This is a genomic window from Streptococcus sp. Marseille-Q5619 (assembly GCF_946901205.1).
Classification (GTDB): Bacteria; Bacillota; Bacilli; order Lactobacillales; family Streptococcaceae; genus Streptococcus.
The window spans coordinates 82,059-105,487 of the sequence record NZ_CAMPPO010000004.1; the positions used below are offsets into that span (position 1 = coordinate 82,059).

The 23,429-nt window shown below is 39.2% G+C and carries 15 protein-coding genes; 1 reads left to right on the forward strand and 14 read right to left on the reverse strand.

Features of this window, described 5'->3' with window-relative positions:
- Positions 1 to 135: 135 nt before the first annotated feature.
- From OC530_RS05850 to OC530_RS05875, 7 genes are all read right to left on the reverse strand, one after another.
- Positions 136 to 7,185 carry an Ig-like domain-containing protein gene (locus tag OC530_RS05850; protein ID WP_398599725.1) on the reverse strand — a complete coding sequence of 2,350 codons (7,050 nt, stop codon included), beginning with the start codon at positions 7,183 to 7,185 and terminating at the stop codon, positions 136 to 138.
- A 669-nt stretch (positions 7,186 to 7,854) separates the two neighbouring features.
- Positions 7,855 to 8,439, reverse strand: a complete 585-nt coding sequence (locus OC530_RS10245; protein ID WP_398599727.1) for a YSIRK-type signal peptide-containing protein — start codon at positions 8,437 to 8,439, stop codon at positions 7,855 to 7,857.
- A gap of 446 nt (positions 8,440 to 8,885) precedes the next feature.
- Entirely contained in the window at positions 8,886 to 10,229 is a 1,344-nt protein-coding gene (asnS, locus tag OC530_RS05855; protein WP_262080443.1) for an asparagine--tRNA ligase, read from the reverse strand.
- Between the two features lie 17 nt (positions 10,230 to 10,246).
- Positions 10,247 to 10,612 (reverse strand): VOC family protein, encoded by a 366-nt coding sequence (locus tag OC530_RS05860; RefSeq protein WP_262080445.1) that lies wholly within the window; start codon positions 10,610 to 10,612, stop codon positions 10,247 to 10,249.
- On the reverse strand, positions 10,605 to 11,792 hold the full coding sequence (locus OC530_RS05865) for a pyridoxal phosphate-dependent aminotransferase (protein ID WP_262080448.1): 1,188 nt from the start codon (positions 11,790 to 11,792) through the stop codon (positions 10,605 to 10,607). Before OC530_RS05865 ends, OC530_RS05860 begins: the two co-directional genes overlap by 8 nt.
- A complete protein-coding gene (locus OC530_RS05870) occupies positions 11,789 to 12,277 on the reverse strand; it encodes a DUF5590 domain-containing protein (RefSeq protein WP_049512551.1) in 489 nt (162 codons plus the stop codon). Before OC530_RS05870 ends, OC530_RS05865 begins: the two co-directional genes overlap by 4 nt.
- 292 nt (positions 12,278 to 12,569) lie before the next feature.
- Positions 12,570 to 13,766 carry an MFS transporter gene (locus OC530_RS05875; protein ID WP_262080452.1) on the reverse strand — a complete coding sequence of 399 codons (1,197 nt, stop codon included), beginning with the start codon at positions 13,764 to 13,766 and terminating at the stop codon, positions 12,570 to 12,572.
- Between the two features lie 390 nt (positions 13,767 to 14,156).
- Here OC530_RS05875 and OC530_RS05880 point away from each other — a divergent pair, with 390 nt between their 5' ends.
- Positions 14,157 to 14,705 (forward strand): NADPH-dependent FMN reductase, encoded by a 549-nt coding sequence (locus OC530_RS05880; RefSeq protein ID WP_262080454.1) that lies wholly within the window; start codon positions 14,157 to 14,159, stop codon positions 14,703 to 14,705.
- Positions 14,706 to 14,999: 294 nt separating this feature from the next.
- Here OC530_RS05880 and yaaA read toward each other — a convergent pair whose 3' ends face one another.
- The 7 genes from yaaA to OC530_RS05915 all read right to left on the reverse strand — a co-directional run bounded on the left by yaaA (position 15,000) and on the right by OC530_RS05915 (position 23,420).
- Entirely contained in the window at positions 15,000 to 15,728 is a 729-nt protein-coding gene (gene yaaA / locus OC530_RS05885; RefSeq protein ID WP_262080456.1) for a peroxide stress protein YaaA, read from the reverse strand.
- Between the two features lie 184 nt (positions 15,729 to 15,912).
- A complete protein-coding gene (locus OC530_RS05890; RefSeq protein WP_138705830.1) occupies positions 15,913 to 16,077 on the reverse strand; it encodes a YczI family protein in 165 nt (54 codons plus the stop codon).
- Positions 16,078 to 16,141: 64 nt separating this feature from the next.
- Positions 16,142 to 17,737, reverse strand: a complete 1,596-nt coding sequence (locus OC530_RS05895; RefSeq protein WP_262080460.1) for a hypothetical protein — start codon at positions 17,735 to 17,737, stop codon at positions 16,142 to 16,144.
- Positions 17,738 to 17,748: 11 nt separating this feature from the next.
- Positions 17,749 to 18,159 carry a peptide deformylase gene (locus OC530_RS05900; RefSeq protein WP_262080462.1) on the reverse strand — a complete coding sequence of 137 codons (411 nt, stop codon included), beginning with the start codon at positions 18,157 to 18,159 and terminating at the stop codon, positions 17,749 to 17,751.
- A gap of 115 nt (positions 18,160 to 18,274) precedes the next feature.
- Positions 18,275 to 19,066 (reverse strand): glutathione-dependent disulfide-bond oxidoreductase, encoded by a 792-nt coding sequence (yghU, locus tag OC530_RS05905; RefSeq protein WP_262080465.1) that lies wholly within the window; start codon positions 19,064 to 19,066, stop codon positions 18,275 to 18,277.
- A gap of 12 nt (positions 19,067 to 19,078) precedes the next feature.
- Complete coding sequence (locus tag OC530_RS05910) at positions 19,079 to 21,775, reverse strand: cation-translocating P-type ATPase (protein ID WP_262080467.1); 2,697 nt, start codon at positions 21,773 to 21,775, stop codon at positions 19,079 to 19,081.
- Positions 21,776 to 22,055: 280 nt separating this feature from the next.
- On the reverse strand, positions 22,056 to 23,420 hold the full coding sequence (locus tag OC530_RS05915; protein ID WP_262080469.1) for a hypothetical protein: 1,365 nt from the start codon (positions 23,418 to 23,420) through the stop codon (positions 22,056 to 22,058).
- Positions 23,421 to 23,429 lie beyond the last annotated feature (9 nt).

Genomic DNA, 23,429 nt, shown 5'->3' on the forward strand with positions numbered 1-23,429 from the left:
CCCCAAGACTTTGCAAGGGGTAAGTGAGGTTCGCTCACAATAAACTATTATACTAGAAAAAAATTTTTTACGCAAGTAAAAACACCTAAATAAAAAAAGAAGATGACGAATCATCTTCTCAAAAACTATGAGTTTTTAGTCCTCTTTTTTCTTGCGAGCAAGAAGTCCAAATCCACTTAGGGCTCCAAGAAGTCCAAGCGCTGCGAGGCTAGCGTTAGCTTCTGTACCTGTGTTAGGTAATTCTTTTTGACCATCAACATATTTAGGTGTTGCTGGCATTTGAGGTTTAGCTGACTGTTCAGGTATTGCTGGAGTTGCTGGCTCTACCGGTTGTGCTGGTTGAGTCGGTTCAACTGGTGTTGGAGTTGGCATCTCAACTTTGTGGAAGATATGTCTGATATTTCCATTTGAATCTGTCACAGTCTTCACATATTCGTAACCTGGAATTGTTCCCGGTTCTTTAGAACCTGGCTCAGTTGGTTTCAATGGATTTCCATTCTCATCAGTCCAAGTAGTTGTATTTTGCTTACCTGGATTTGGTTGAGGAACAGGTGAAGGTGTCGGAGTTGGTGATGTTTCTTTTTCATAGATGTGTTCGATATCACCATTTGGAAGTTTCTTAGTCTCTACGAATTTATATCCTGGCACATCTTTCTTCTCAACTATACCTTTTTCAGAAGGTGTATTTGGAAGTTCCTTACCATCTTTATCTTTAAAGAATGTAGTTACTTTTTCGTATACATGTTCTGTATCTCCATTTGGAAGTTTCTTAGTCTCTACGAATCTGTATTCTGGAATATCTTCCTTATCTACTGTTCCTGTTTCTTTTTCTTTGATTTCATTTCCATCTTTATCTTTGAAGTATGTACTTACTTTTTCATAGACGTGTTCTGTATCTCCATTTGGAAGTTTCTTAGTTTCTACGAATCTGTATTCTGGAATATTATCTTTCTTCGGCGTTGTTCCTTTTTCCACAGGATAATTTGGAATTTCATTTCCTTCTTTATCTTTGAAGAATGTTACAACTTGTTTATAGATATGTCTTGTGTTTCCGTGTTCGTCTGTTACTGTTTCTACATAACGATACTCAGGAATATCTTTCTTCGGTGTTGTTCCATCTTCGCTTGGATATCCTTTAATTGGATTTCCATTTTCGTCTACAAACTCAGTATCCGGACGTACTGTTGGTGTGTATTGAGCAGAGATAGTTTTACCTAATTTATCTTTTCTAACGACAGTGATTCCATCTGCAGTACCTGTAAATTCTGGTTCTGGTGTAAATGTAACTTTACCAGTCGTATCGATTGTATACGTTCCTTCTCCTTCTACCACTCTTGTAGTTGTTCCATCATCAAATGTTGGTGGTACATCTAAGTCAACATCTCCTGTGAATTCTGGAGTGTTAGATTGTGGAGTATTCTTAGCACCTTCTGATGTTTTGTCTACAGTTTTCGTTACTGGAGTAACTGTTGGTGTATACTTAGCAGTTACTTCTGTTCCATTTGTATCTTGACGTTGAACTGTTACACCTGTTGCTGTTCCTAAGAATTCTGGTTCTGGTGTAAATGTTACTTTACCACTATTAGGATCAATTGTATATGTTCCTTCTCCATCAACTGTTACTGAATCAACTGGATCTCCTGTCTTAGGATCAACTAGTTTTGCAGGTGAATTTTTATCGATTTCAACAGTTACTTTTTTACCGTTGATTTCCGCTGAACCACCTTCGAACTCTGGAATTCCTGTTTGAACTTGACCTTTAGGTCCAGTAGATGTCTTATCTTCTCCAGTTGGAGTTACGGGTACTACTGTTGGTGTGTACTTAGCAGTTACAGGTGTTCCATTTTCGTCAACACGTTGTACTTCTACTCCCTCACCTTTACCTGTAAATTGTGGTTCTGGTGTAAACACTACCATACCGTTTTCCACAGTGTATGTTCCTTCTCCTGGGATTACTACTGGTTCGTCAGTTGGTTCTCCTGTTTCTGGATCGATTAATTGAGGTGCTTTAGTTTCATCAATTTTAACAGTTTTCTCAACGTCATTAACTGTAACTTTACCACCTACAAATTCAGGTAAACCTGTTTGTTTCACGCCTTGAATGTCTTTAGACTTAGCTGGTGTTGCTGTTGGTGCTACACCTTTAACTTTAGGTGTGTAGCTTGCTTCTACAGGTGTTCCATTCGCATCTTTCACTTGAACAGTTACTCCTGTAGCAACCCCTGTAAAGTCTTTTTCTGGTGTAAATGTTACTTCACCACTATTAGGATTAATTGTATATGTTCCTTCTCCTGGGATGTTTACTGATGTTTCATCAGTTGGCTTCCCTGTTTCTGGGTCGATTAATTTCGCTGGTTGAGCAGCATTAATTGTAATTGGAACATCAAAATTTCCTGGTATGAATAGTGGTGTTCCTTTTTGTTCAGCACCTTGGATATCTTCTGATGTAACATCTTCTCCTGTTGGTTTAACTGGAGTTACTGTTGGTGTGTAAGTAGTTTCTACTTTTGTGCCATTTTCATCTGCAGCTACTACTTTAGCTGGATCTGGTGTACCTACAAAGTCTTTATTTGGTTTAAATGTAATAATACCTGTTGTTGGATCTACTACATATTTACCAACTTCAATGCCATCTTTAAGTGCTGGCATTTCTGTTACTTCTGCACCTGTTGGATCTACTAATTTAATAGTATCATTTTTAATCGGTGCTACTGGATTTCCTTCTTTGAATAAAGTAGTTGCATCTTGAGTTTGCTCTTTACCTTGGATATCTTTTGTCTTAGCTGGTGTTGCCGTTGGTTTAACCGGTGTGATATTTGGAGTATACGTAGTTTTTACTGTTGTTCCATTCGTATCTGCCGCTTGAATCGTAACTGGCGGAACTGATCCTACATATGTTTTATCTGTCGGTGTATAAACAGCTACTGGATCTTTACCAGGTTCTTTTACAAGAGTATATTTACCAATGACTTTAGTTGGATCTTTTGGATCTTTCACTTCTACTTCATTAGCTGGTTGTCCATCTTCACCTAATAATGTTACTGAATCTGGATTAATCGGTACTGGCGCTGACTCAACTTTTTTCCCTGCTGGATCTTCTAAGTCAGCAGTTCCACCTGTGAATGTAATAGGTTGTTTTTGAGTTGCACCTTGTACATCTTCTGATGTAGCTGGCTTAGCCGTTGGTTTAACCCCTACGATTACTGGAGTATATTCAGCATCAACTGTTGTTCCATTCGTATCTTGACGTTGAACCGTTGCTGGTTTAACTGGTCCTACATAACTTTTATCCGTTGGTGTGAATGTAATTACTCCTGTTTGTGGATTTATTGTATATGTTCCAATTTCTTTTCCTTCAGGAGTTTTTGCAGGAATTGTTGTTTCATTTATTGGTTGTCCATTTGCATCGATGAATTTCGGTGATACACTTTCGTCAATTGGTTTTGTAGGATCACCTGGTTGGAAGTAAGGTTTACCATGTTGTTCTTGACCTTGTACTCCTATAGTCACATTATCAAATCCTTCTGGCACTACCGGTTTAACAATTGGGGTATATTTAGCTGTAGCTGGAGTTCCATTTGTATCTACACGTTTTACAGTTACACCTTTAGCTACACCTCTGAATTGTTTTTCAGGCGTGAAGTGTACCGTTCCATCTGGATCTACTGTGTATGTCCCTTCATTTGGGACCACTTTTTCAGTTGTTCCATCTTCGAATGTTGCAGGAACTTTTATATCAATCGGGAACTCAGGATCTCCTGGTGTAAATGTTACTGTACTTTGTTGAGGATCACCTTGAAGACCTGTTGTAGTTTTATCTTGTCCTTCTGGTACTACTGGAGTAACCGTTGGAGTATAAGTTGTTTCAACTTTTGTTCCATTTTTATCTGCCGCCACTACTTTCGCTGGTTCTGGTGTTCCAGTGAAATCTTTATTCGGTTGGAATGTAATCACTCCTGTAGTTGGATCGATTGTATATGTACCAACTTGTTTACCATCTTTTGTAGCTGGAAGAGTCGTTACTTCTGCACCTGTTGAATCTACTAATTTAATTGTAGTGTTATCGATAGGAGCTGTAGTATCACCTTCTTTAAACATTGTAGTCGCATCTTGTGTTTGAGGTCGCCCTTGTTTTCCACTTGTTTTCTTAGGTTCTGCAGTTGGTTCTACAGCTTCAACTTCCGGAACATATTCTCCACTAGATGTAACTTCAACTTTGTTTCCTTCTGAATCAGTTGCTGTTACAGATACTTTTACTTCTACTCCGTTAGCTTGTCCTTTGAAGCTTGGTTCTGGTGTGAATGTTACTGCACCTGTTGCTGGATCAATAGCATATGTTCCTTCTCCTTCAACTACAACCTTACCTTCTTCATTAGCACCTTCTAATGAGTACTTAGCTGTTGTCCAGTCTACGTTTGTGCCATCTGGAGTATTAGCTCCTGTGTTTAATTCTGAGAATCTTTCACTTCCTGGAATCGAAGTTTGAACTTGACCTTGTTTTCCAGTTGTTTCATCGTCTTTTGATTTAACACCATATACTGTTGGTGTATAAGTTGTTGATGATTCAACAGTTACAGGTTGCCCATCATCTCCTGTGATTGTTACGTTAGCTGCCACTGTTAATGGTTTAGCATTACCGACAAATCCTGGTGCTGGCGTGAAGCTTACATTCCCTGTTTCTCCATCAATAGCATACGTACCTTCTTCAGTCGTTACAGAATCTGTTTTCTTACCTGATACTGGATCAACTAGTTTATAGTCAGATACTTCTGCATCATTTGGTAATCCAGTCTTGAATCCTGTTGCCATTGAATCAGTTTGTTCTTTTCCTTCTGCACCTGCTGATTTTTCTGGTTTAGATACTACGATGTAGTATGTTGTTTCTGCAACTGCATCATCAGTTACTTCTCCATCATCTGTTTTTCCTACTGTTGGAGTCGTTACAACACCATTTGAGTCAGCAGCTCTTACAGTTACTTTATAAGATCCGTATTGACCTAATGTATATGCCGCGATTTCTGGATTCGATAAGTTTTCAGTAGCTTTTGTTTTTAATGCCGTACGTGCTGCTTCTACTGCTTTTTCTGCTTCTAAAGCTTCTTGACGACTTGAAGTAACTTTCGCTGTTAATTCAGGAAGTTTTCCTTGAGCTTCTTGTAATTTTTCATCTAAGCTAGCTTTGAAGTCTTTTACATCTTTAAGTTTCTTTTCAGCTAAGTCTTTAGCTGTTACAGAAATTGTACGAAGTTTTAAGTTCGCTAATGCTGCTTCTGCGTCTGCAATCATCTGTACTTGACGGTCTACTTGTTCTTGAATACGAGCTAGTTCATTATGAGCCGCTTGAGCCTCTTCAATTGCCGTTGCTGCTGCTTGTGTTTTTTCTGCAGCTGTACGTTGTGCTTGAATATAAGCTTTTTCTTCCGCATCTGCTAAGTTAAATTCTTTCTTCGTTCCATCTGGAGCTGTTACTGTTAATTTAGTTTTGATAGTTTCTGACTCAGCATCATCTGATTTGTCATCAATCACATCTTCAAATTCTACATTAGCTTTAGGAGATTTTAGTAAATCTACAGAGTTATCTTTTGTTTCAGCATAGCTTGTAGATGAGGCAGTCGGTTTATCATTTTGGATAGATGCTACATCATTTCCAATTGCTTCACGATAAGATACATACCCTTTGAATCCTGAAGATGTTTCAATTGACCATCCTGCATTAGATTCTTTTGCTATTACTGTTGAACCATCTGAAGCTGTCCATTGTTTTGTTGCTGAATCATACTTCACTGTAACAATAAGGCCTTGTTTATCAGCTGTTTGTTCTCTTGGCACAGATGTAACCGTACGAGTTACGTCTCCTACCGCAGTTACTTCACCATTTTTACGAATTTCTGCTACTTTATCTACTAAATCAGCAGCTGATGAAGTTGAATTCCATGTACGTGTGAATTCATAAACGATAAAATCAACATCTCCATTTGCTTTTGCATCTGTATATACACGACGTTCTGTTAAAGTTGATGTTCCGTCTCCATTATCTTTTAAGACATACGCATCTTCATTAGCAAGAGTATATTTACCTGTTGCACGATTAAATGTCGCTGTATAAGATTTTCCAGCTGCATCTTTTACTGTTGCAATTTCACGTTGAATATCTGCACGAACTTTATCTGTAGAGGCTTTTGCTTCAATACTATTAATTCCAACATATTGTGTTGAATCTGAAGTTACAGGTAGTTCGAATTTAGTTGGCGCTGTTGCTGAAGCATCTGCTAGTTGATCTCCTTCTTTTACAGCTGTATTCGTAGTCCCTGGAGCTACAGTCCATTTTCCATCTTTGATAACTAAGTTTGTTACAGTTCCATCAGGCATAGTGATTTCTGCTTTATTAGCTCCGTTTGACACTGTTACAGGAACTTTTGTTGCATAAGCTTCTACGTTAGATACTGTGATTTTTGGTGCTACTGCAATTGTAATATTTTCGTGAGCTTCTTGTCCGTCCATATTCCAGTCAATATTCGTAGCGTTTGTAGAGTTATTGTAGTCTTTTGCTAATGCAGCTACAGTATAGATTCCAGCTTCTGAAGCTGTTCCATGAATTTTTCCTGTTGTTGGATCATAATTTAATCCTGGAATAACATCTGCAATTGACGTGTCCTTACCTGTATAAACACCATTTAATGCAGTGTGTGCATTAACTGTTTGAGGTGAACTCATTGTTCTTACTTTTGCTCCATCAATAGCTGTGAATGTTGCTGCTTTTGTTGTAGATGGTGCAGTTTTAGAACCTGCTAATACTTTAGAACCATCATTTGCATACACATATCCGGCTCTTTCATCTTTATTCATTCCCTCGTTATCTACATATTTAATGTCATGATTTACTTCATCTCCGATTGTAACCATTTTAGATGTTCCTAAAATAGATGGAGCTGATGAGTCTTGCCATCCGATCCAACCAGCTGTTAAGTCACGGAATGCAACCTGTTGAGTTTGTCCATCTTTTTCAACTGTTATGATATAACGCATATCATAAACACCATTTTGAAGGTTAGATGCTACATATCCTTCTACTGTGTCTGTGTTTTCATTATATGCAGTACCTGGAACTAAGTTACCAAGATCAATTTTTTTAATCGAATAGCCTGCTGCCTCTGCTTCTTGTGATAAACTGAAACGTTTTTTCACATCTGTAAGGTATACATAGTGAGTTCCTTGTTCGTAAGTGTACCCATAAATCTCAGTTGTTAGATACTCATATGGTCCACCTGCTCCCCAAGTATTGTTGTTATTGTTTCGCCCACTAGCACGGACTTTCCCTCTCCATAATAGAGCTTCGTCTGCTATTTTTTTAGCTTCCGTTTTTGATAAAGGAATATCTGTACGACCACCTACATCTGGTCTACCATTATTAGATGATTTTACGTCTGTGTTTTCAGATTGGTATCCGTGAACGTATAATCTAAATTTATCGTTACCATCTAATACTTTGTATGATTTTCCTGTAGCCGTAGCAAATTCACCGTTTTCTTTTCTTAACTCTCTTGAATCATAAGTATATCCTTCATCTGCTGATAACGCTACACTATAGTTACCATCACGACCAATTCCTGCTTTTTTAAGTTCACTGTAGACTGCAAGAATCGATTCATTTAAACGAGCTAATTGAGCATCTACTTGTTCCTTCGTAACGCTCTTGTCAGCTAAAAGTACTTTCGATTCGTTAAGTACCGCTTGGTTTTTGGCAACTGCTGCTTCAACTGCTACTCTATTTTCTTCTGATACTTCTTTCTTACGCAGTTCTGTAGTGGCAAGTGTATTGGTTACATCAGCTTCTGAAGAAACTTTGTCGAGTGCCTAGTTAGCTTCTAAAAGAGCTTTTTCAGCTGGAGTAGCTTTCTTTTCAACTTCTTCTTGGGCTACCTTATCTTTATCAGCCTGTTCTTTCTCTAATCCAAGTTTATTTGATTCAGTTACAACTGTTCCCAATGCAGAGAGAATCTCTTTTTGAATATTTACCTCTTCTTTCTTGGCAGTTTCATTTGCTAAAACAGCTTTGGCAGTAGCTAAAGCTTCACTAACATTAGCCACAACTGAAGCGTCCGCATACTTAGCAGTTGAAAGTTTAGATTCTAAAGTAGCAATATTTGTTTCAAGAACAGCTTTATTTACTTTTTTAGTCTCTTCTGCTTTAACTTCTGTTTTTGCTTCCGTAGTTTTCCCAATTTCTGGCTTTACTTCCGTGGTATTCTGATCAGATTTTTCAGCTGAAGCTGCTGTTACTGTAGTTTCCGCACTTTGTATCTCTGTTGCTGAAACTGCTCCATTTCCCAAAAACATTAAACCAGCCGCAATCGCTACCGATGCCGCGCCAAAACTATACTTACGAATACCGTAACGTATATACTTTTCTGTTCTAAAATCTTGTTGTTTACCCTTCATTAGACTTAGAACCTCCTTTATGCATGTTTTTTAATATTGAATTGAAATATACAGACAAATAAAAAGACCCCCCTCCTTAAATTTTTTAGTGATATTAAGAGGTTATTATTTTAAAAAGGGTTGCCCAATAATTATCAATATTACTTAATATTGTATCATGCCACTATTACTAATTCAAGTTTTATGCTTATATATATTTATCGTTTCAATTTGAAGAAAATAGAACATACATAAGTTTTTAAACAATAACATCAATATACTAAGATACGAAACTCTATTCTGAACAACTAGTAGTATGTTTCTATCAAAAACTCAATTTTATAGGAAAAGGAAGTAAAGATTTTCAGAAAAGCCGCATATTATCACGGTTTTGAATGCCTGATAATATTTCCTTTCGCTTCCAGAGATTTCTATGAAAAAAACGCCACATGGGCGTTTTCCTATTCTTATGGTTTAATACGGTGCAACATACGTGGGAACGGAATGGCTTCACGGATGTGTTTTGTTCCTGCCGCGAAGGTTACCATACGCTCGATACCGATACCAAATCCTCCGTGTGGTACAGTACCGTATTTACGAAGGTCAAGGTAGAATTCGTACTCTGTACGGTCCATGCCAAGTTCATCCATCTTAGCTACAAGGACATCATAGTCTTCCTCACGCATAGACCCACCGATGATTTCTCCATAACCTTCTGGAGCAAGCAAGTCTGCACAGAGCACGCGCTCTGGATTTCCAGGAACTGGTTTCATGTAGAAGGCCTTGATGGCTGCTGGATAGTTCATGACAAATGTTGGCACACCAAAGTGGTTTGAAATCCAAGTTTCATGTGGTGAACCAAAGTCATCACCATGCTCAAGATGTTCGTAGTCAGCATCTTCATCATTCTCATGCTCTTGCAAGAGGTCAATAGCTTGATCGTAAGTGATGCGTTTGAAGGGTTCTGCAATGTAGCGTTTCAAGAGTTCTGTATCACGTTCCAAAGTTTCCAAAGCTTGAGGCGCGCGGTCAAGAACACCTTGTAGAAGAGCTTTCACATAAGCTTCTTGCAAGTCAAGCGACTCATCATGTGTCAAGTATGAGTACTCAGCATCCATCATCCAGAACTCAGTCAAGTGACGGCGTGTTTTTGATTTTTCAGCACGGAATACTGGACCAAAGTCAAATACACGACCAAGAGCCATAGCCCCTGCTTCTAGGTAAAGCTGACCTGATTGGCTCAAGTAGGCTGGCGTTCCGAAGTAGTCTGTTTCAAAAAGTTCTGTTGAATCTTCTGCTGCATTTCCTGAAAGAATTGGGCTATCAAACTTCATAAAGCCGTTCTTGTCGAAGAACTCATATGTTGCATAAATGATAGCGTTGCGGATTTGCATAACCGCTACTTGCTTACGAGAGCGGAGCCACAAGTGACGGTTGTCCATCAAGAAGTCTGTTCCGTGTTCTTTTGGCGTGATTGGGTAATCTTGAGATTCACCGATCACTTCGATGTCTGTAATATCCAACTCATAGCCAAACTTAGAGCGTTCGTCTTCTTTAACAATACCTGTCACATAAACAGACGTTTCTTGGCTCAAGCGTTTGATAACATCAAACTTCTCAAGTCCCACTCCTTCACCAAATTTTTCTACAAAGTTTGGTTTAAAGGCCACACCTTGGAAGAAAGCTGTTCCATCACGCAACTGCAAGAAGGCGATTTTCCCTTTTCCTGATTTGTTGGCAACCCAAGCGCCAATCGTCACTTCCTGACCAACATAGTCTTTTACATCAATAATCGTTACACGTTTTGTCATTGTTTTTCCTTTTCTTTTTATTCTTTATGGCAAACCACTTCTATATTGTTCCCATCTGGGTCAATCATAAAAGCAGCATAGTAAATCGGATGCTCACTGCGATAACCAGGAGCCCCATTGTCTCGCCCACCTGCCTCTAAGCCAGCCTCATAACAAGCTTGAACCTCTTCCTTATTTTCTGCTAAGAAAGCAAAGTGAATAGGGTCTTGTGTCCCCTGAGCCAGCCAAAAATCTCCACCAGGATGAGGGCTGTTTGGGTCAAGAAAACTGATTAGAGAAGTAGTCTTAAAAGCCAATTTATAGCCCAAAGGAGCGAGAAAGCTCCTATAAAATCCTTCTGAAATTTGTAAATCCTTTACCTTAATTTCAAAATGATCAATCATTCTCACTACCCATAAATGCTTTCAAGCGTTTAACAGCTTCTTTAAGCGTGTCTAGGTCTGTCGCATAGCTGAGGCGCACATTTTCTGGCGCTCCAAATCCTGCTCCTGTTATGAGTGCCAAACCAACTTCCTCAAGAATAGCTGTTGTAAAGTCAGTCACATCCGTATAACCTTTCATCTCCATAGCTTTTTTGACATTTGGAAAGAGATAGAAAGCTCCTTGTGGTTTGACAACTTCAAAACCAGGGACTTCACACAAGAGTGGATAGATAGTATTGAGACGTTCTTCAAATGCTTGACGCATAACTTCCACAGAATCTTGCGGTCCAGTTAGGGCTTCGATGGTTGCATATTGTGAAACAGCAGTTAGGTTAGAAGTTGTTTGTCCCGTCAATTTACTCATAGCTGCAATGATTTCAGGATCACCTACCGCATAACCAACTCGCCAACCCGTCATGGCATAGGCCTTAGATACACCGTTAATGACAATGGTTTGCTTACGAATTGCTTCTGATAGACTTGAGATTGGAACAAATTCATTTCCATTATAAACAAGGCGACCGTATATATCATCAGCTAAAATCAGAATGTCATGCTCAACTGCCCAATTTCCGATAGCTAGTAATTCTTCACGAGTATAAATCATACCAGTCGGATTAGATGGTGAATTGAGAACCAAAACCTTTGTCTTATCTGTCCTAACTAGTTCTAGTTGATCCACCGTAACTTTAAAATCATTGTCTTCTTTAGCTTGAACAAAAACTGGAATCCCTTCTGCCATCTTGACCTGATCTCCATAACTAACCCAATATGGGGTTGGGATGATGACTTCATCACCTGGATTGACCACAGCCATAAAGAAAGTATAGAGTGAGAACTTAGCACCGGTAGCAAATGTGACTTCGTTGGCCGCTACGGAATAACCATAATAACGCTCAAAATAGGTATTGACTGCTGCTTTTAACTCAGGCAAACCTGAAGCTACCGTATAGAAAGAAGCACGTCCATCTCGAATGGCTGCAACAGCTGCATCTTGAATATTTTTGGGAGTATGGAAATCGGGCTGACCTAAAGTTAAGAAAAGTACATCTTTTCCTTCAGCCTTTAACTTCTTTGCTCTTGCATCACTAGCCAGAGTCACACTTTCTTCCATTTCTAAAACACGATTGGATAGTTTCATAGGCCCTCCTTATTGACCAATGCTCCTGTTTCAAAATCTACTAGATAAAAATCAGATCCTGACTTGACTTCCCAGATTGGTTTGTCTTGATAACGGCCAAAGGTAATTTTGTCAATCTCGCCAGCTCCTTTTTCCTTAGAAACGGCTTCCGCTTTTTCTTGTGAAACACCTTGATTTAGCTGATAAACGTAAATCTTATGGTCATCTTTTCCAATCAGGACAGCAAGTGCTTCTTGTTTTTTATTACGACCAAGAACGCTATAATAGGATTCCAAGCCATTGTATAAGTCAACCTGATCAGCCTGCTCTAATCCTGCATACTGCTGAGCTAATTTTTCTCCTTCACTTTTAGCTGTTTGATAAGGTTTCATACTCAGAAACACTAGATACAGAAAGGAAGCACTGATAACCACAAACAAAATCGTCATCCCTAGACCATACTGCCACAGTAGATTATTTTTTGCTTTGTTTTGTCTTTTTTTCACTCGTCTATTTTACCATCTATTAAGCTTTATTACAAGTGAATGCAAGAATACTCTTCGAAAATCCAATTCAAACCACGTCAGCGTCGCCTTACCGTACTCAAGTACAGCTTACGGCTAGCTTCCTAGTTTGCTCTTTGATTTTCATTGAGTATAAGCAACCAATTCTATTTCTTCCTTCAAAGCAAACTGATTTTTCTTAGTTAAAATCGAGTAAGAAAAGTAAAGACAGCTCCAAAATCAACCTATTAAAAAACCTGAGCTTGGCACTCAAGTTTTCAGAAATTATTTTAATCTAGGAAATAATTTTTTCATCCATTCTTTTAGCCAATTTTCCTAAAAAGATAGCCAGTAGAAGACTAATCATGACTAAAAAGAATCCTAGATAAAGAAATGTTACTACAAAGCCTAAATGGTCAATCAACCACCCTGTCAGTGGGAAGAAGACAATCATACTAAGGCTAAACATCATAGAGTAAACACTCAGCATGGTTGCCCTTACTTCACTTGGGAGCCGCTCTTGCAAATCATTGTCAAAAATCGGCTGAAAAAGAGCATATAGAGCATTACTAATCAAATAGACCAAAATATAGATTAGAGGTGTTCCAAAGTAGGACAACATATAGGTGACGCCAGTCAGCAGGACGAGGACAGGGAAAAGCTTCAAGGCAGCATATTTCTTTCCAATCTTACTCGCTAGATAGACTGCAAGGATATTCAAGAGACTTCCAAGTAGCATAACTGCTGAAATTTGCCAACTACTTAAATCTGGTAACTGATTTTGATAGTAAAAGTAAAACATGCACATGAGTACTCCGACAATCTGAGACAAAATCATCCAATTGAAAAGCATGGGATTTCGCTTCAACTCATCCTTAACGGTCCAAATAATCTGTTTCATGGTCACACTATCAGCTTTTTCTAGCTTGACACTAGGTTCTTTCAGCATCCAAATCAGGAAAAGAACTATGATAGAAGTCGCAATCATGATATAGTAGGTCAGGTGCAATTGACCATGGACAAAAAATCCTGCCAAAACGGTCCCCAAAGACCGAGTTCCTTCTGCTACTCCTGATAGGAAGCTTGAAATGGATAGATAACGCTCCTTTAGTCCAGCCTCTACAGCCGAGTCATAGACCATTGCTGCGCTTGTTCCCGAATCAAAATTATAAGACAAGGCACTTACCGCCATGGCTAGTGCATAAATCCAAAAATTTCCCTGCCCAGCCAACATAAGAATAGAAGACACAATCCCTGCTATACGACTTAAATAAAGGTTGGTCTTATAGGAATAGCGGTCAGCTAACATACCAGATGGAATTTCACAGAGAAGACTGGTCGTATGAAAAATACTTTCCAGAAGTCCAATCTGCCAAAGAGACATTCCGTTTTGACTGAGAAAGAGAATCCAAAAACTGGTAATCCCTAGAAATGCAAAAAACTCAACTCCGGCCATCAGGCCAATATTTTTCCGATAATTTCTTATTAACATCTTTTCTCCTTAACAAGTGTATTATTATTTCTTTTGTCCGTCACTTGTTAATCTGTGCCTTACATGATCTCCACCCCTTTTATAAGCATTCTTCAATGCCATTATTGTTCCTTTAATGATTTATGAAATGATACCAGAAAATAACTGTTCTGCGGTTTCTACTGCGAGTTTTCTTATTTATTTTAGCACTTATGTCATCATATTACAAGAGAATGTTAGAATACTCTTCGAAAATCAAATGCATTCCAGTCGCAAGTGACTAGAGTTTTTGCAATTTTATCATTTTCAAATAAACTCTGAGCAAATTTCTTGCAAGTCCTTTTGTTTTGTTGTAATATATTTTATAACAACGAGAGAGTTGTCGGAAATTTAAGAAAAAGGAGACACAACATGTCTAAAAAAGTATTATTTATCGTCGGATCACTACGTCAAGGTTCTTTCAACCACCAAATGGCGCTCGAAGCTGAGAAAGCACTTGCTGGTAAAGCGGAAGTTAGCTATCTTGATTATTCAGCTATTCCTCTCTTCAGCCAAGATTTGGAAGTTCCAACTCATCCAGCTGTATCTGCTGCTCGTGAAGCGGTTCTCGCTGCGGATGCCATCTGGATCTTCTCGCCAGTCTACAACTTCTCTATCCCTGGAACAGTGAAAAACTTGCTTGACTGGCTATCTCGTGCCCTTGACTTGTCTGATACACGTGGCGCTTCTGCCCTTCAAGACAAGTTTGTCACCGTATCATCTGTAGCCAATGCAGGTCACGATCAACTCTTCGCTATCTACAAGGACCTCTTGCCATTTATCCGTACACAAATCGTTGGCGATTTCACCGCTGCACGTGTCAATGACTCTGCTTGGGCAGACGGAAAATTGGTTCTAGAAGAAACAGTCCTAAACTCACTTGAAAAACAAGCTCAAGACTTGATCAATGCTATCAAGTAAAGATATTTTATGACTCTTTGCCACCCATTTTGGTGGTTTTTTCATACCTAATACTCTTCGAAAATCTCTTCAAACCACGTCAACTTTATCTGCAACCTCAAAGCTGTGCTTTGAGCAACCTGCGGCTAGTTTCCTAGTTTGTTCTTTGATTTTCATTGAGTATAACTAAACTAACTAACATAATAAAAGCGAACAAGACTACTTTTCTGACACTCAGAAGACTAGCTTATTCGCTTTTTTCATTTATAAACTAAAATAGCTGATGATACATATTGTCAAATACAAAATATCTTTTCATACTTCCTTTACAAAAACCAATTCCTGTGGCTGTGACAGATCTTCTCGGTAGTTAAATTCCGCAAAGCTTAAGCGACGAGCTTCATCGACCGTCTGTACTTGATTTTCTATCAGGGCTGTCAGGAAAGCACCACGCGCTTTCTTGGAAATGGTTGAGTGAATTTTCAGCTGACCACCTCTATCCTCCATGAATTTGAAGGTCACCATCTTTTCTCTAATTTCCTTAGAAAATACCGTCTCAAACTCGGACGACAAGAGAGAGAAAATCACTTCTTCCTGCTTCAGAGCTTCATCATAGGCTGCCTTCCAATGGCTCTTCAAAGTCTTACCAGCGACTTTTAACTTCATCAAAAAGTCCAAACGGTGAGGCGCCATAGGTGACAAGGCTGGAACAACACCGTACAAAGCCGAAGTAATAGAGACATAGTTTTCAAGATAATCTTGTTCTGCCTCGGTCAAGTTATTTCTCTTGATATGACGATACATAAGCCCATCAAAAAGTTTCAAGGCTGGGTAGTGTTGAGCAATTTGCCTTTTCAAAGCTTGGATATGTTGAAATTCTTCTGCCGCCTTCTCAGCTGATACCTTGTAGAAACTCTCCAATTGACTGGCAGAATAGAGGGCCAAGGCATCCAGCACAGCCTGACTTTCTGGTTTTAAAGGAGTTGCCTCGATACTTGGCAAGTCTGTGTTCATTTCTTTTGCTGTTGGGATTAAAATTTTCATATTGATAGTGTAGCATATTTTTTAGCTACAACCAAGAAATTCATCTGATACTCAATGAAAATCAAAGAGCAAACTAGGAAGCTAGCCGCAGGCTGTACTTGAGTACGGCAAGGTGAAGCTGACGTGGTTTGAATTTGATTTTCGAAGAGTATGAAAAACCTCGGTTTGACCGAGGCTTCTCTATTTATTTGGGCCATCCTAACCAGACAGCCACGAGAACAAGGGCTAGGCCAGCTAAACTTGTTAAGATAGATAAGAATTTATCTTTTTTCTCCTTGAACTGAGAAAAACCTATCTTCAAAGCGAGCAATCCAAGTAGCATTGAAGCAACCATCAAATAAAACCCCATTTCTTTGTCCTCCATTAGGCTTATTTTACCTTATTATAACATATATTTCTTAAATAAGCCTTTTTTACTGTACTTTAAAGGTCTTGAGATAATTGTCTTTTCCTACTTGACCTTCGAAGGTTTTACCATTTTCAAGATAAGGGAGGTCATCTGATACTGAGGCCTTGACCTTGTAAATCTTGCCATCAACTTTAAAGAAATAGACAGTGTCGCCCTTGATAACAGCTGATTTGAGGTCTGCTACCACACCCTTGATGCTTTCTGTTGTTTCATTATCAATTTCAAGGTCGTTTTTATTGGCGTACTTGCTGAGTAGCTCTTCCACTGTCGTAGCTACGATAACATTTTGGTACTCGACTGCGTCTACCAAAGCATACTCTTTGACCAAGCCCGCATTGTCCTTCAAGCCCATGATGTAGAGAGGCTTGTCATTAAGGTTGATGAGGATTGGGAAGGTTGCCTTGTAGGATTTCTCCTGGACAGCACCTTCGGCTGATTCACGGGCTGATTCTTCGGTCGCAGAAGCCAAGCTGTACTTAGTGATTTCTCCTGTTCGCATATTTTCAAGGATAAAACCAAGATTACTCTCATCCGCATTGGCCGAAGTCACACCTGTGTAGAGGTAGATGTCATTACCGATAGACAAGTAATTATATCCCTTGGTAGTCTGGGTCACGTTTTTCTTGGAAATCATAGCATTCCAGAAACCGTCCTTGTACTTACCATTGTAGTTGATTTGCTCAATGGTTTCCTCAGCTGGATAGACCCTGTCCACCCATTCTGGAACATCTGCCAAGCTGTATTCCTTGGTTTCTCCATTTGTGGCATCCAAGATAATGACTGAAACAGGACGAGGAACAGCAAGTCCAAACTGCTTTTGGTAAACCGTCGCTACATAGAAAGGATTGCCTTCATCGTCCACCTCAAAAGATGGAGTCTTGAAGATTTTAGTTGGGTACTTCAAGCGCAGGTGACGCTTGACATCACGGTTAAAATACTCCGAGTCCGAATACTTGATTGGTGTCTTCAAGTCCACCAAGTCCGCATTACCAGTTACCATGTCCACCTTGATATACTCGCCGATTCCCTTGGCCTGATTATTAAACCACTTGATAGGGTCTGCGTATTCTAGTGGCGTCACTCGATAAGGTTTCCCATCAATCGTCAATTGGGTGTAGGTATCTGCCGCTACGTACTGCGACACCTTATCTGTTAGGGAACCCAAGTAGCGGTCGCCAATTTTTTCAGCAGTACTTCTATCTAAAATAGGAACCTTACTGGTGTCACTCTTAGGAAATTCAGAAAACTCTTTCTCCGTAACCGTGACTACATTGGCATAATTTTTAGCCTGAAAAATGCTAGAAGTCACCAAGGAAACCAAGGTTGCTAAGAGAAGAATTCCTCCAATAGAAGCTAAAAGGATTTTCCCTAACCGATTGATTTTGAAACCCTCAAGATTTAAGGCAGCTTCCGCCTTGCCGTGGCGCACATGAACCGTTTTGACAAGGTTTATCCCCTTGCCAAAGCCAAATAAGATTGCCACAACTAACAAATGCCCACAGAGGAAGAAGAGAAATTCCCAGCTGGTCAGGTTAAGGGGCGGTAAAAAGATATACCAGGTCGTTGCGATAAAAATAAGTTCAAAGATTATCCGTTTCATTTGCTTTCCTCCTAAATGATTCGTCCTTCCAAGTGATCCAGTTCATGCTGGCAAATCTGGGCTGGGAAGCCTGTCAAGGTAATGGTCTGTTCCTGCCACTTGCTGTCACGATAAGCAATCCTTATGGTTTCATAACGCTTAGTAGGTCTCACACCTGTCAAGGACAAACAGCCTTCCTCTGTCTCATAAGGTCCTTCAAAGGACAGGAGCACTGGGTTAAACATAACCACAGGAACCAAGCCAAGATTAAAGATAATCACGCGCTTTTGCACCCCAATCATATTGGCAGCTAGACCAATGCAGGTCTCACGATTTGCTAAGAGTGTATCCTGCAAATCTCTGGCAAGATAAAGGTCTTCCTGACTTGCCGGCTGAGATACCTGAGATAAAAACAAAATATCTTTTACAATTTTCTTTTCCACTTCCTCACACTCCTCTTGTTTTTTACTATATTATAGCAATTATAGCACAAAAGCCGATAACTGCAAGCCCTTTCCCTCAACTGTAGCAAAAAGCCATCCGAAGATGACTTTTTTGCTACTTAATTTCTTTATAAGTTACTTCCATCCCACGCTTAACAGCTGGACGATTGGCAATTTTTTCTGCCCATTTTACTAGATTTTGATAACTTGAGGCATCTAAGAATTTTGCAGAACCTTGATAAAGTTTTCCTTGAACTAACTGTCCATACCAAGACCAGATAGCAATATCTGCAATCGTATAGTCATTGCCTGCAATATAAGGCTTCTTAGCCAATTCCTTATCCAACAAATCCAACTGACGTTTCACTTCCATCGTAAAACGATTAATTGGATATTCCAATTTTTCAGGAGCATAATTGAAGAAATGTCCAAATCCCCCACCTAGAAAAGGTGCTGCACCTGCTTGCCAGAATAGCCAATTCAAAACTTCTACCTTTTCCACAGGATTGCTTGGTAAAAAGGCTCCAAATTTCTCAGCAAGGTATAAAAGAATATGAGCAGACTCAAAGACTCTTACATCTTCAGTACCTGACTGGTCCAATAAGGCTGGAATCTTGGAATTTGGATTGAGCTTTACAAAGTCTGAACCGAATTGTTCCCCATCCATGATAGCAATCTTATACAAGTCGTAAGCTGCTTGCTCAAAACCAGCTTCTAGTAATTCTTCCAATAAGATAGTGACCTTCACACCATTTGGTGTTCCCAGTGAATAAAGCTGAAAAGCTTGTTCTCCTTTTGGCAAGTTTTGTTCGAAACGGGCACCTGCTGTTGGTCTATTTAATCCCGTAAAGGCTCCTTGATTACTAGTTTCATCCTGCCATATGGTCGGTAATTGATATGGTGACATCCGAAACCTCCCTTAAATCGCATTCTTGTCAAAACCGAGTTTACGTTGAACAAACTTAACGATTTCGACGATAATAATCATTGAGAAGCTTCCGCCCATAACGATTCCCCATTGTGACAAGTCTAGTTTGGTTACGTGGAAGATTCCTTCAAGCGGTTCTACGACGATTGTTGCCATGAGAAGAATGAAGGATACCAAGATGGACCAGTTAAAGGTCTTAGACTTGAATGGACCAACTGTCAAGATGGATTGGTATACAGACTTGACATTGTAGGCATGGAAGAGCTGAATCAAACCAAGGGTTGCAAAGGCCATAGTTAGAGCATCAGCATGAATGGCATGATTATCACCCACATGTACTGGGTAAGCAATCGCAAGGCCATAAACACTCATAACAATAGCTGCTTGGAGTACACCTTGATAGATGATAGAACTCAAAACACCACCTGAGAAAAAGCTTGCCTTGCGTCCACGTGGTTTATGGTTCATGACGCCAGGCTCAGCAGGTTCAACACCTAGTGCAATTGCTGGGAAGGTATCCGTTACCAAGTTGATCCACAAAAGATGAACTGGCTGTAAGACATCCCAACCAAACAAGGTTGATAGGAAGATAGTCAATACTTCAGCAGTATTGGCAGAAAGAAGATACTGAATAGTCTTTTGAATGTTTGAGAAGACCTTACGTCCTTCTTCCACTGCAACGATAATAGTCGCAAAGTTATCATCTGCAAGAATCATGTCAGAAGCCCCCTTAGAAACCTCTGTACCAGTGATTCCCATACCGATACCGATATCGGCTGTTTTCAGAGCTGGCGCATCATTGACACCATCACCTGTCATGGCAACGACTTTACCTTGTTTTTGCCAAGCCTTGACGATACGAACCTTGTGTTCTGGAGACACACGGGCATAAACAGAGTATTGCCCAACTACTTTTTCAAAGTCTTCATCTGACAGTCCATTGAGTTCAGCACCAGTTAAAACGTGGCCTTCTGTATCGTTTGCGTCAATGATTCCCAAACGTTTAGCAATAGCTTCTGCAGTGTCTTGATGGTCACCCGTAATCATGATTGGACGAATTCCAGCTTCCTTAGCCACACGAACAGCCTCAGCTGCCTCAGGACGTTCAGGGTCAATCATCCCAATCAAACCAGTAAAGATTAAATTATTTTCAAGCTCTTCAGAAGTGAGGTTTTCTGGAATGCTGTCAATAATCTTATAAGCACCTGCAAGGACACGCAAGGCTTGGTGAGCCATTTCAGAGTTGTTTGTGTGAATGAGATTTGTAACCTTCTCATCAATCGGAGCAATATCCCCAGCCTTATCACGAAGAACACAACGTTTCAAGAGTTGGTCTGGCGCACCCTTGACTGCTACAAGGAAACGACCATCTGGCAATGGGTGAACCGTTGACATGAGCTTACGTTCAGAATCAAATGGCAACTCAGCCACACGTGGATATTTCTCTAAGAAACCTTTGACATCGTAACCCTTATCCAAGGCATATTGGATAAAGGCTGTTTCGGTTGGGTCACCAATCAGGTTGCCTTCAACATCAATTTTGGTATCATTGGCCAAGACAACTGAACGAAGAAGGGGCATTTCAAGACCCAGCTCAATGTCATCAGCTGAGTCATGTAGAACCGCATCATAGAAGACTTTTTCGACTGTCATCTTGTTCATAGTCAGCGTACCAGTCTTATCAGAAGCGATGATTTCAGTTGAACCAAGTGTTTCAACTGCTGGCAATTTACGAACGATGGAACGGCGTTTGGCCAAAACTTGAGTACCAAGGGCAAGAACGATAGTCACGATAGCTGGAAGCCCTTCTGGAATGGCTGCAACGGCAAGCGCAACAGAGGTCATTAACTCACCAAGTGGATTTTTCCCTTGAATGAAGACTCCCACTACAAAAGTAACAAGGGCAATGACCAAAATTGCATAGGTCAAGACCTTAGAAAGGTTGTTCAAGTTTTGTTTGAGTGGTGTATCCGTCTCATCCGCATCTTGAAGCATACCAGCGATGTGACCAACTTCAGTGTACATACCTGTATTGACAACAACACCAAGACCACGACCATAAGTCACATTTGAGTTTTGGAAGGCCATATTGACACGGTCACCAATACCAGCATCTGTCGCAAGCTCGACTGTCAAGTCTTTTTCGACTGGCACAGACTCACCTGTCAGGGCAGCTTCTTCGATTTTAAGAGAGTTGGCTTCTAGCAAACGTAGGTCTGCTGGCACCACGTCACCTGCTTCGAGGGCAACAATATCGCCTGGTACCAATTCTTTAGAATCAATCTCCGCCATATGCCCATCGCGAAGAACGCGGGCAGCTGGACTTGACATAGACTTGAGGGCTTCAATGGCTTCTTCTGCTTTTCCTTCTTGGTAAACACCAAAGGCAGCATTGATGATAACCACGGCTAGGATGATAATGGCATCTGCGATATCTTCCCCACCAGAAGTCACGACTGACAAGATTGCTGCCGCAACTAGGATGATAATCATCAAATCCTTAAATTGCTCGATGAATTTGACCAAGATTGATCGTTTCTCGCCTTCTTCGAGTTCATTGTGGCCAAATTCAGCAAGGCGCTTTTCAGCCTCACTTGATGACAAACCTTGCTCGATCGCATCCACAGCCTTCAAGACCTCTTCAGGACTCTGAGTGTAAAACGCTTGGCGTTTTTGTTCTTTTGACATGTGTCTCCTCCTTGACATTGTGTGTAAAACAGACTCTCTTTTCCCTCATCACATCTTTTCACGACAAACAAAAAGAGACCTGTTAATCATAACAAGTCTCGCTGTTTAAGATAGTGCCGGAAAGCATACTTTTCAGTATAAAATTCGGAATGACGACACTATCACAGGTTTCTGCCAGCTACTCCCTTGAGTAGTACTATTATACCAAATTTTGGAAAGTTTTCAAGGAATTGAATCATCTTAGACAGTCAAACTATCATGACTAATCATTACTATTTCATCAATAATCAATAGTTAATACTTGAACACTTTCTCTATTATTCGAAACTTCTTCATCAAGATAGTCTATACTAACATCTTTTGTATGCAAGTCATAACGCAATAGAAACCATAAATATCCTTTAGATAGTGATTTTCTTTTTATTTGAACTACTGTAGGAATGCCTTTCTTATAGGATACACTTCTTAATCTTTCCTCTATTCTATAACGATCTGCTGTAAATTTACTTGTAATAAATTGATTAAATGCCTCTTTATTGATAAAAGCAACAGCTATCAATACAATAGAAAGCATATAGAGAAAATATTTAGAAAGCTGTACTGAGTATTTTAAAGAATAAATGAGCATAATCCCCAAAACAAATAATACAATTGTCATATTATATCTACTGAAACTATCTAAATTTTTTGCTTCATCATAGGGCATTGATACAATGTACATAGCTAACAAATTAAGATGATAAATAATATAAGTTAAACTAGGAAAAACGACTAACTCTATTCCCAATATTTTCTTTTTAGCTAAAATACAATAGATTAAAACTCCCCCTATTAGCACAAGCAAAATTAAAATAATATTATCAAATGAAAAAATTCGTTGAGCATATTGAAACATTATCTCAATTATTTTGCTTTTTCCTTTATCTAACAAATTCTCCTTATAACTCACTAAACTAAATGAATGTTTTGACTTATTTCCTGCAATAAAAACATAAGAAACATGTGCTTTCCATAAAATGTTTACAAAGACAATCCCAACAACTACATAGAATGTTTGTAACCAAATACGAAACCGTAATTCTTTTCTCATCCTAAAAGAATAGAAAATCATGAGAAATAGTGCAGAAATCACAAAAAATATACCACTTGTTTTTACAGATATCAAAAATAAAAAAATTAAACTAAGCTGATAAGTTATTTTTTGTAAACTCTTTTGATAAAAGATAATTATGTTGATAGTAGCCAATGCTAATGATGTCAACAATGTATCTACAAGTAAATCATAGGGCTGAATATTTACTATAAAGAGTAGTATGATAAACATTATGACTGGGATACTATACTTTTTCGAATTTCTAGAAATCCATACAAAAAATGTAAAGCATGCACTAAGTACTAGCCAAGATTGGGCAACACTCATAAATCCTTCAGAATGAAGACCTGTAATTTTTGACATATAGTAAATAAAGCTAGCACTACCTGTCGCATAACTTTGAAATTGTATTAAGTCAGATTGAAAATTAGGAAATTGATTATATGTTACAATTTCTTTAGCTACTATCCCCCAATGTGAAAAATTATCATAATGAATCCATAAATTATCTTTTAAAAGGATAAATAAGAATATCATAGCAAGAAAAAACAAAAGGATTGC

Excerpts from the sequence above, each read along its gene's own strand:
- OC530_RS10245 (WP_398599727.1), bottom strand. The coding sequence starts at position 8,439 with ATGAAGGGTAAACAACAAGATTTTAGAACAGAAAAGTATATACGTTAC.
- asnS (WP_262080443.1), bottom strand. The coding sequence starts at position 10,229 with ATGACAAAACGTGTAACGATTATTGATGTAAAAGACTATGTTGGTCAG.
- OC530_RS05860 (WP_262080445.1), bottom strand. The coding sequence starts at position 10,612 with ATGATTGATCATTTTGAAATTAAGGTAAAGGATTTACAAATTTCAGAA.
- OC530_RS05865 (WP_262080448.1), bottom strand. The coding sequence starts at position 11,792 with ATGAAACTATCCAATCGTGTTTTAGAAATGGAAGAAAGTGTGACTCTG.
- OC530_RS05875 (WP_262080452.1), bottom strand. The coding sequence starts at position 13,766 with ATGTTAATAAGAAATTATCGGAAAAATATTGGCCTGATGGCCGGAGTT.
- OC530_RS05880 (WP_262080454.1), top strand. The coding sequence starts at position 14,157 with ATGTCTAAAAAAGTATTATTTATCGTCGGATCACTACGTCAAGGTTCT.
- yaaA (WP_262080456.1), bottom strand. The coding sequence starts at position 15,728 with ATGAAAATTTTAATCCCAACAGCAAAAGAAATGAACACAGACTTGCCA.
- OC530_RS05890 (WP_138705830.1), bottom strand. The coding sequence starts at position 16,077 with ATGGGGTTTTATTTGATGGTTGCTTCAATGCTACTTGGATTGCTCGCT.
- OC530_RS05895 (WP_262080460.1), bottom strand. The coding sequence starts at position 17,737 with ATGAAACGGATAATCTTTGAACTTATTTTTATCGCAACGACCTGGTAT.
- yghU (WP_262080465.1), bottom strand. The coding sequence starts at position 19,066 with ATGTCACCATATCAATTACCGACCATATGGCAGGATGAAACTAGTAAT.
- OC530_RS05910 (WP_262080467.1), bottom strand. The coding sequence starts at position 21,775 with ATGTCAAAAGAACAAAAACGCCAAGCGTTTTACACTCAGAGTCCTGAA.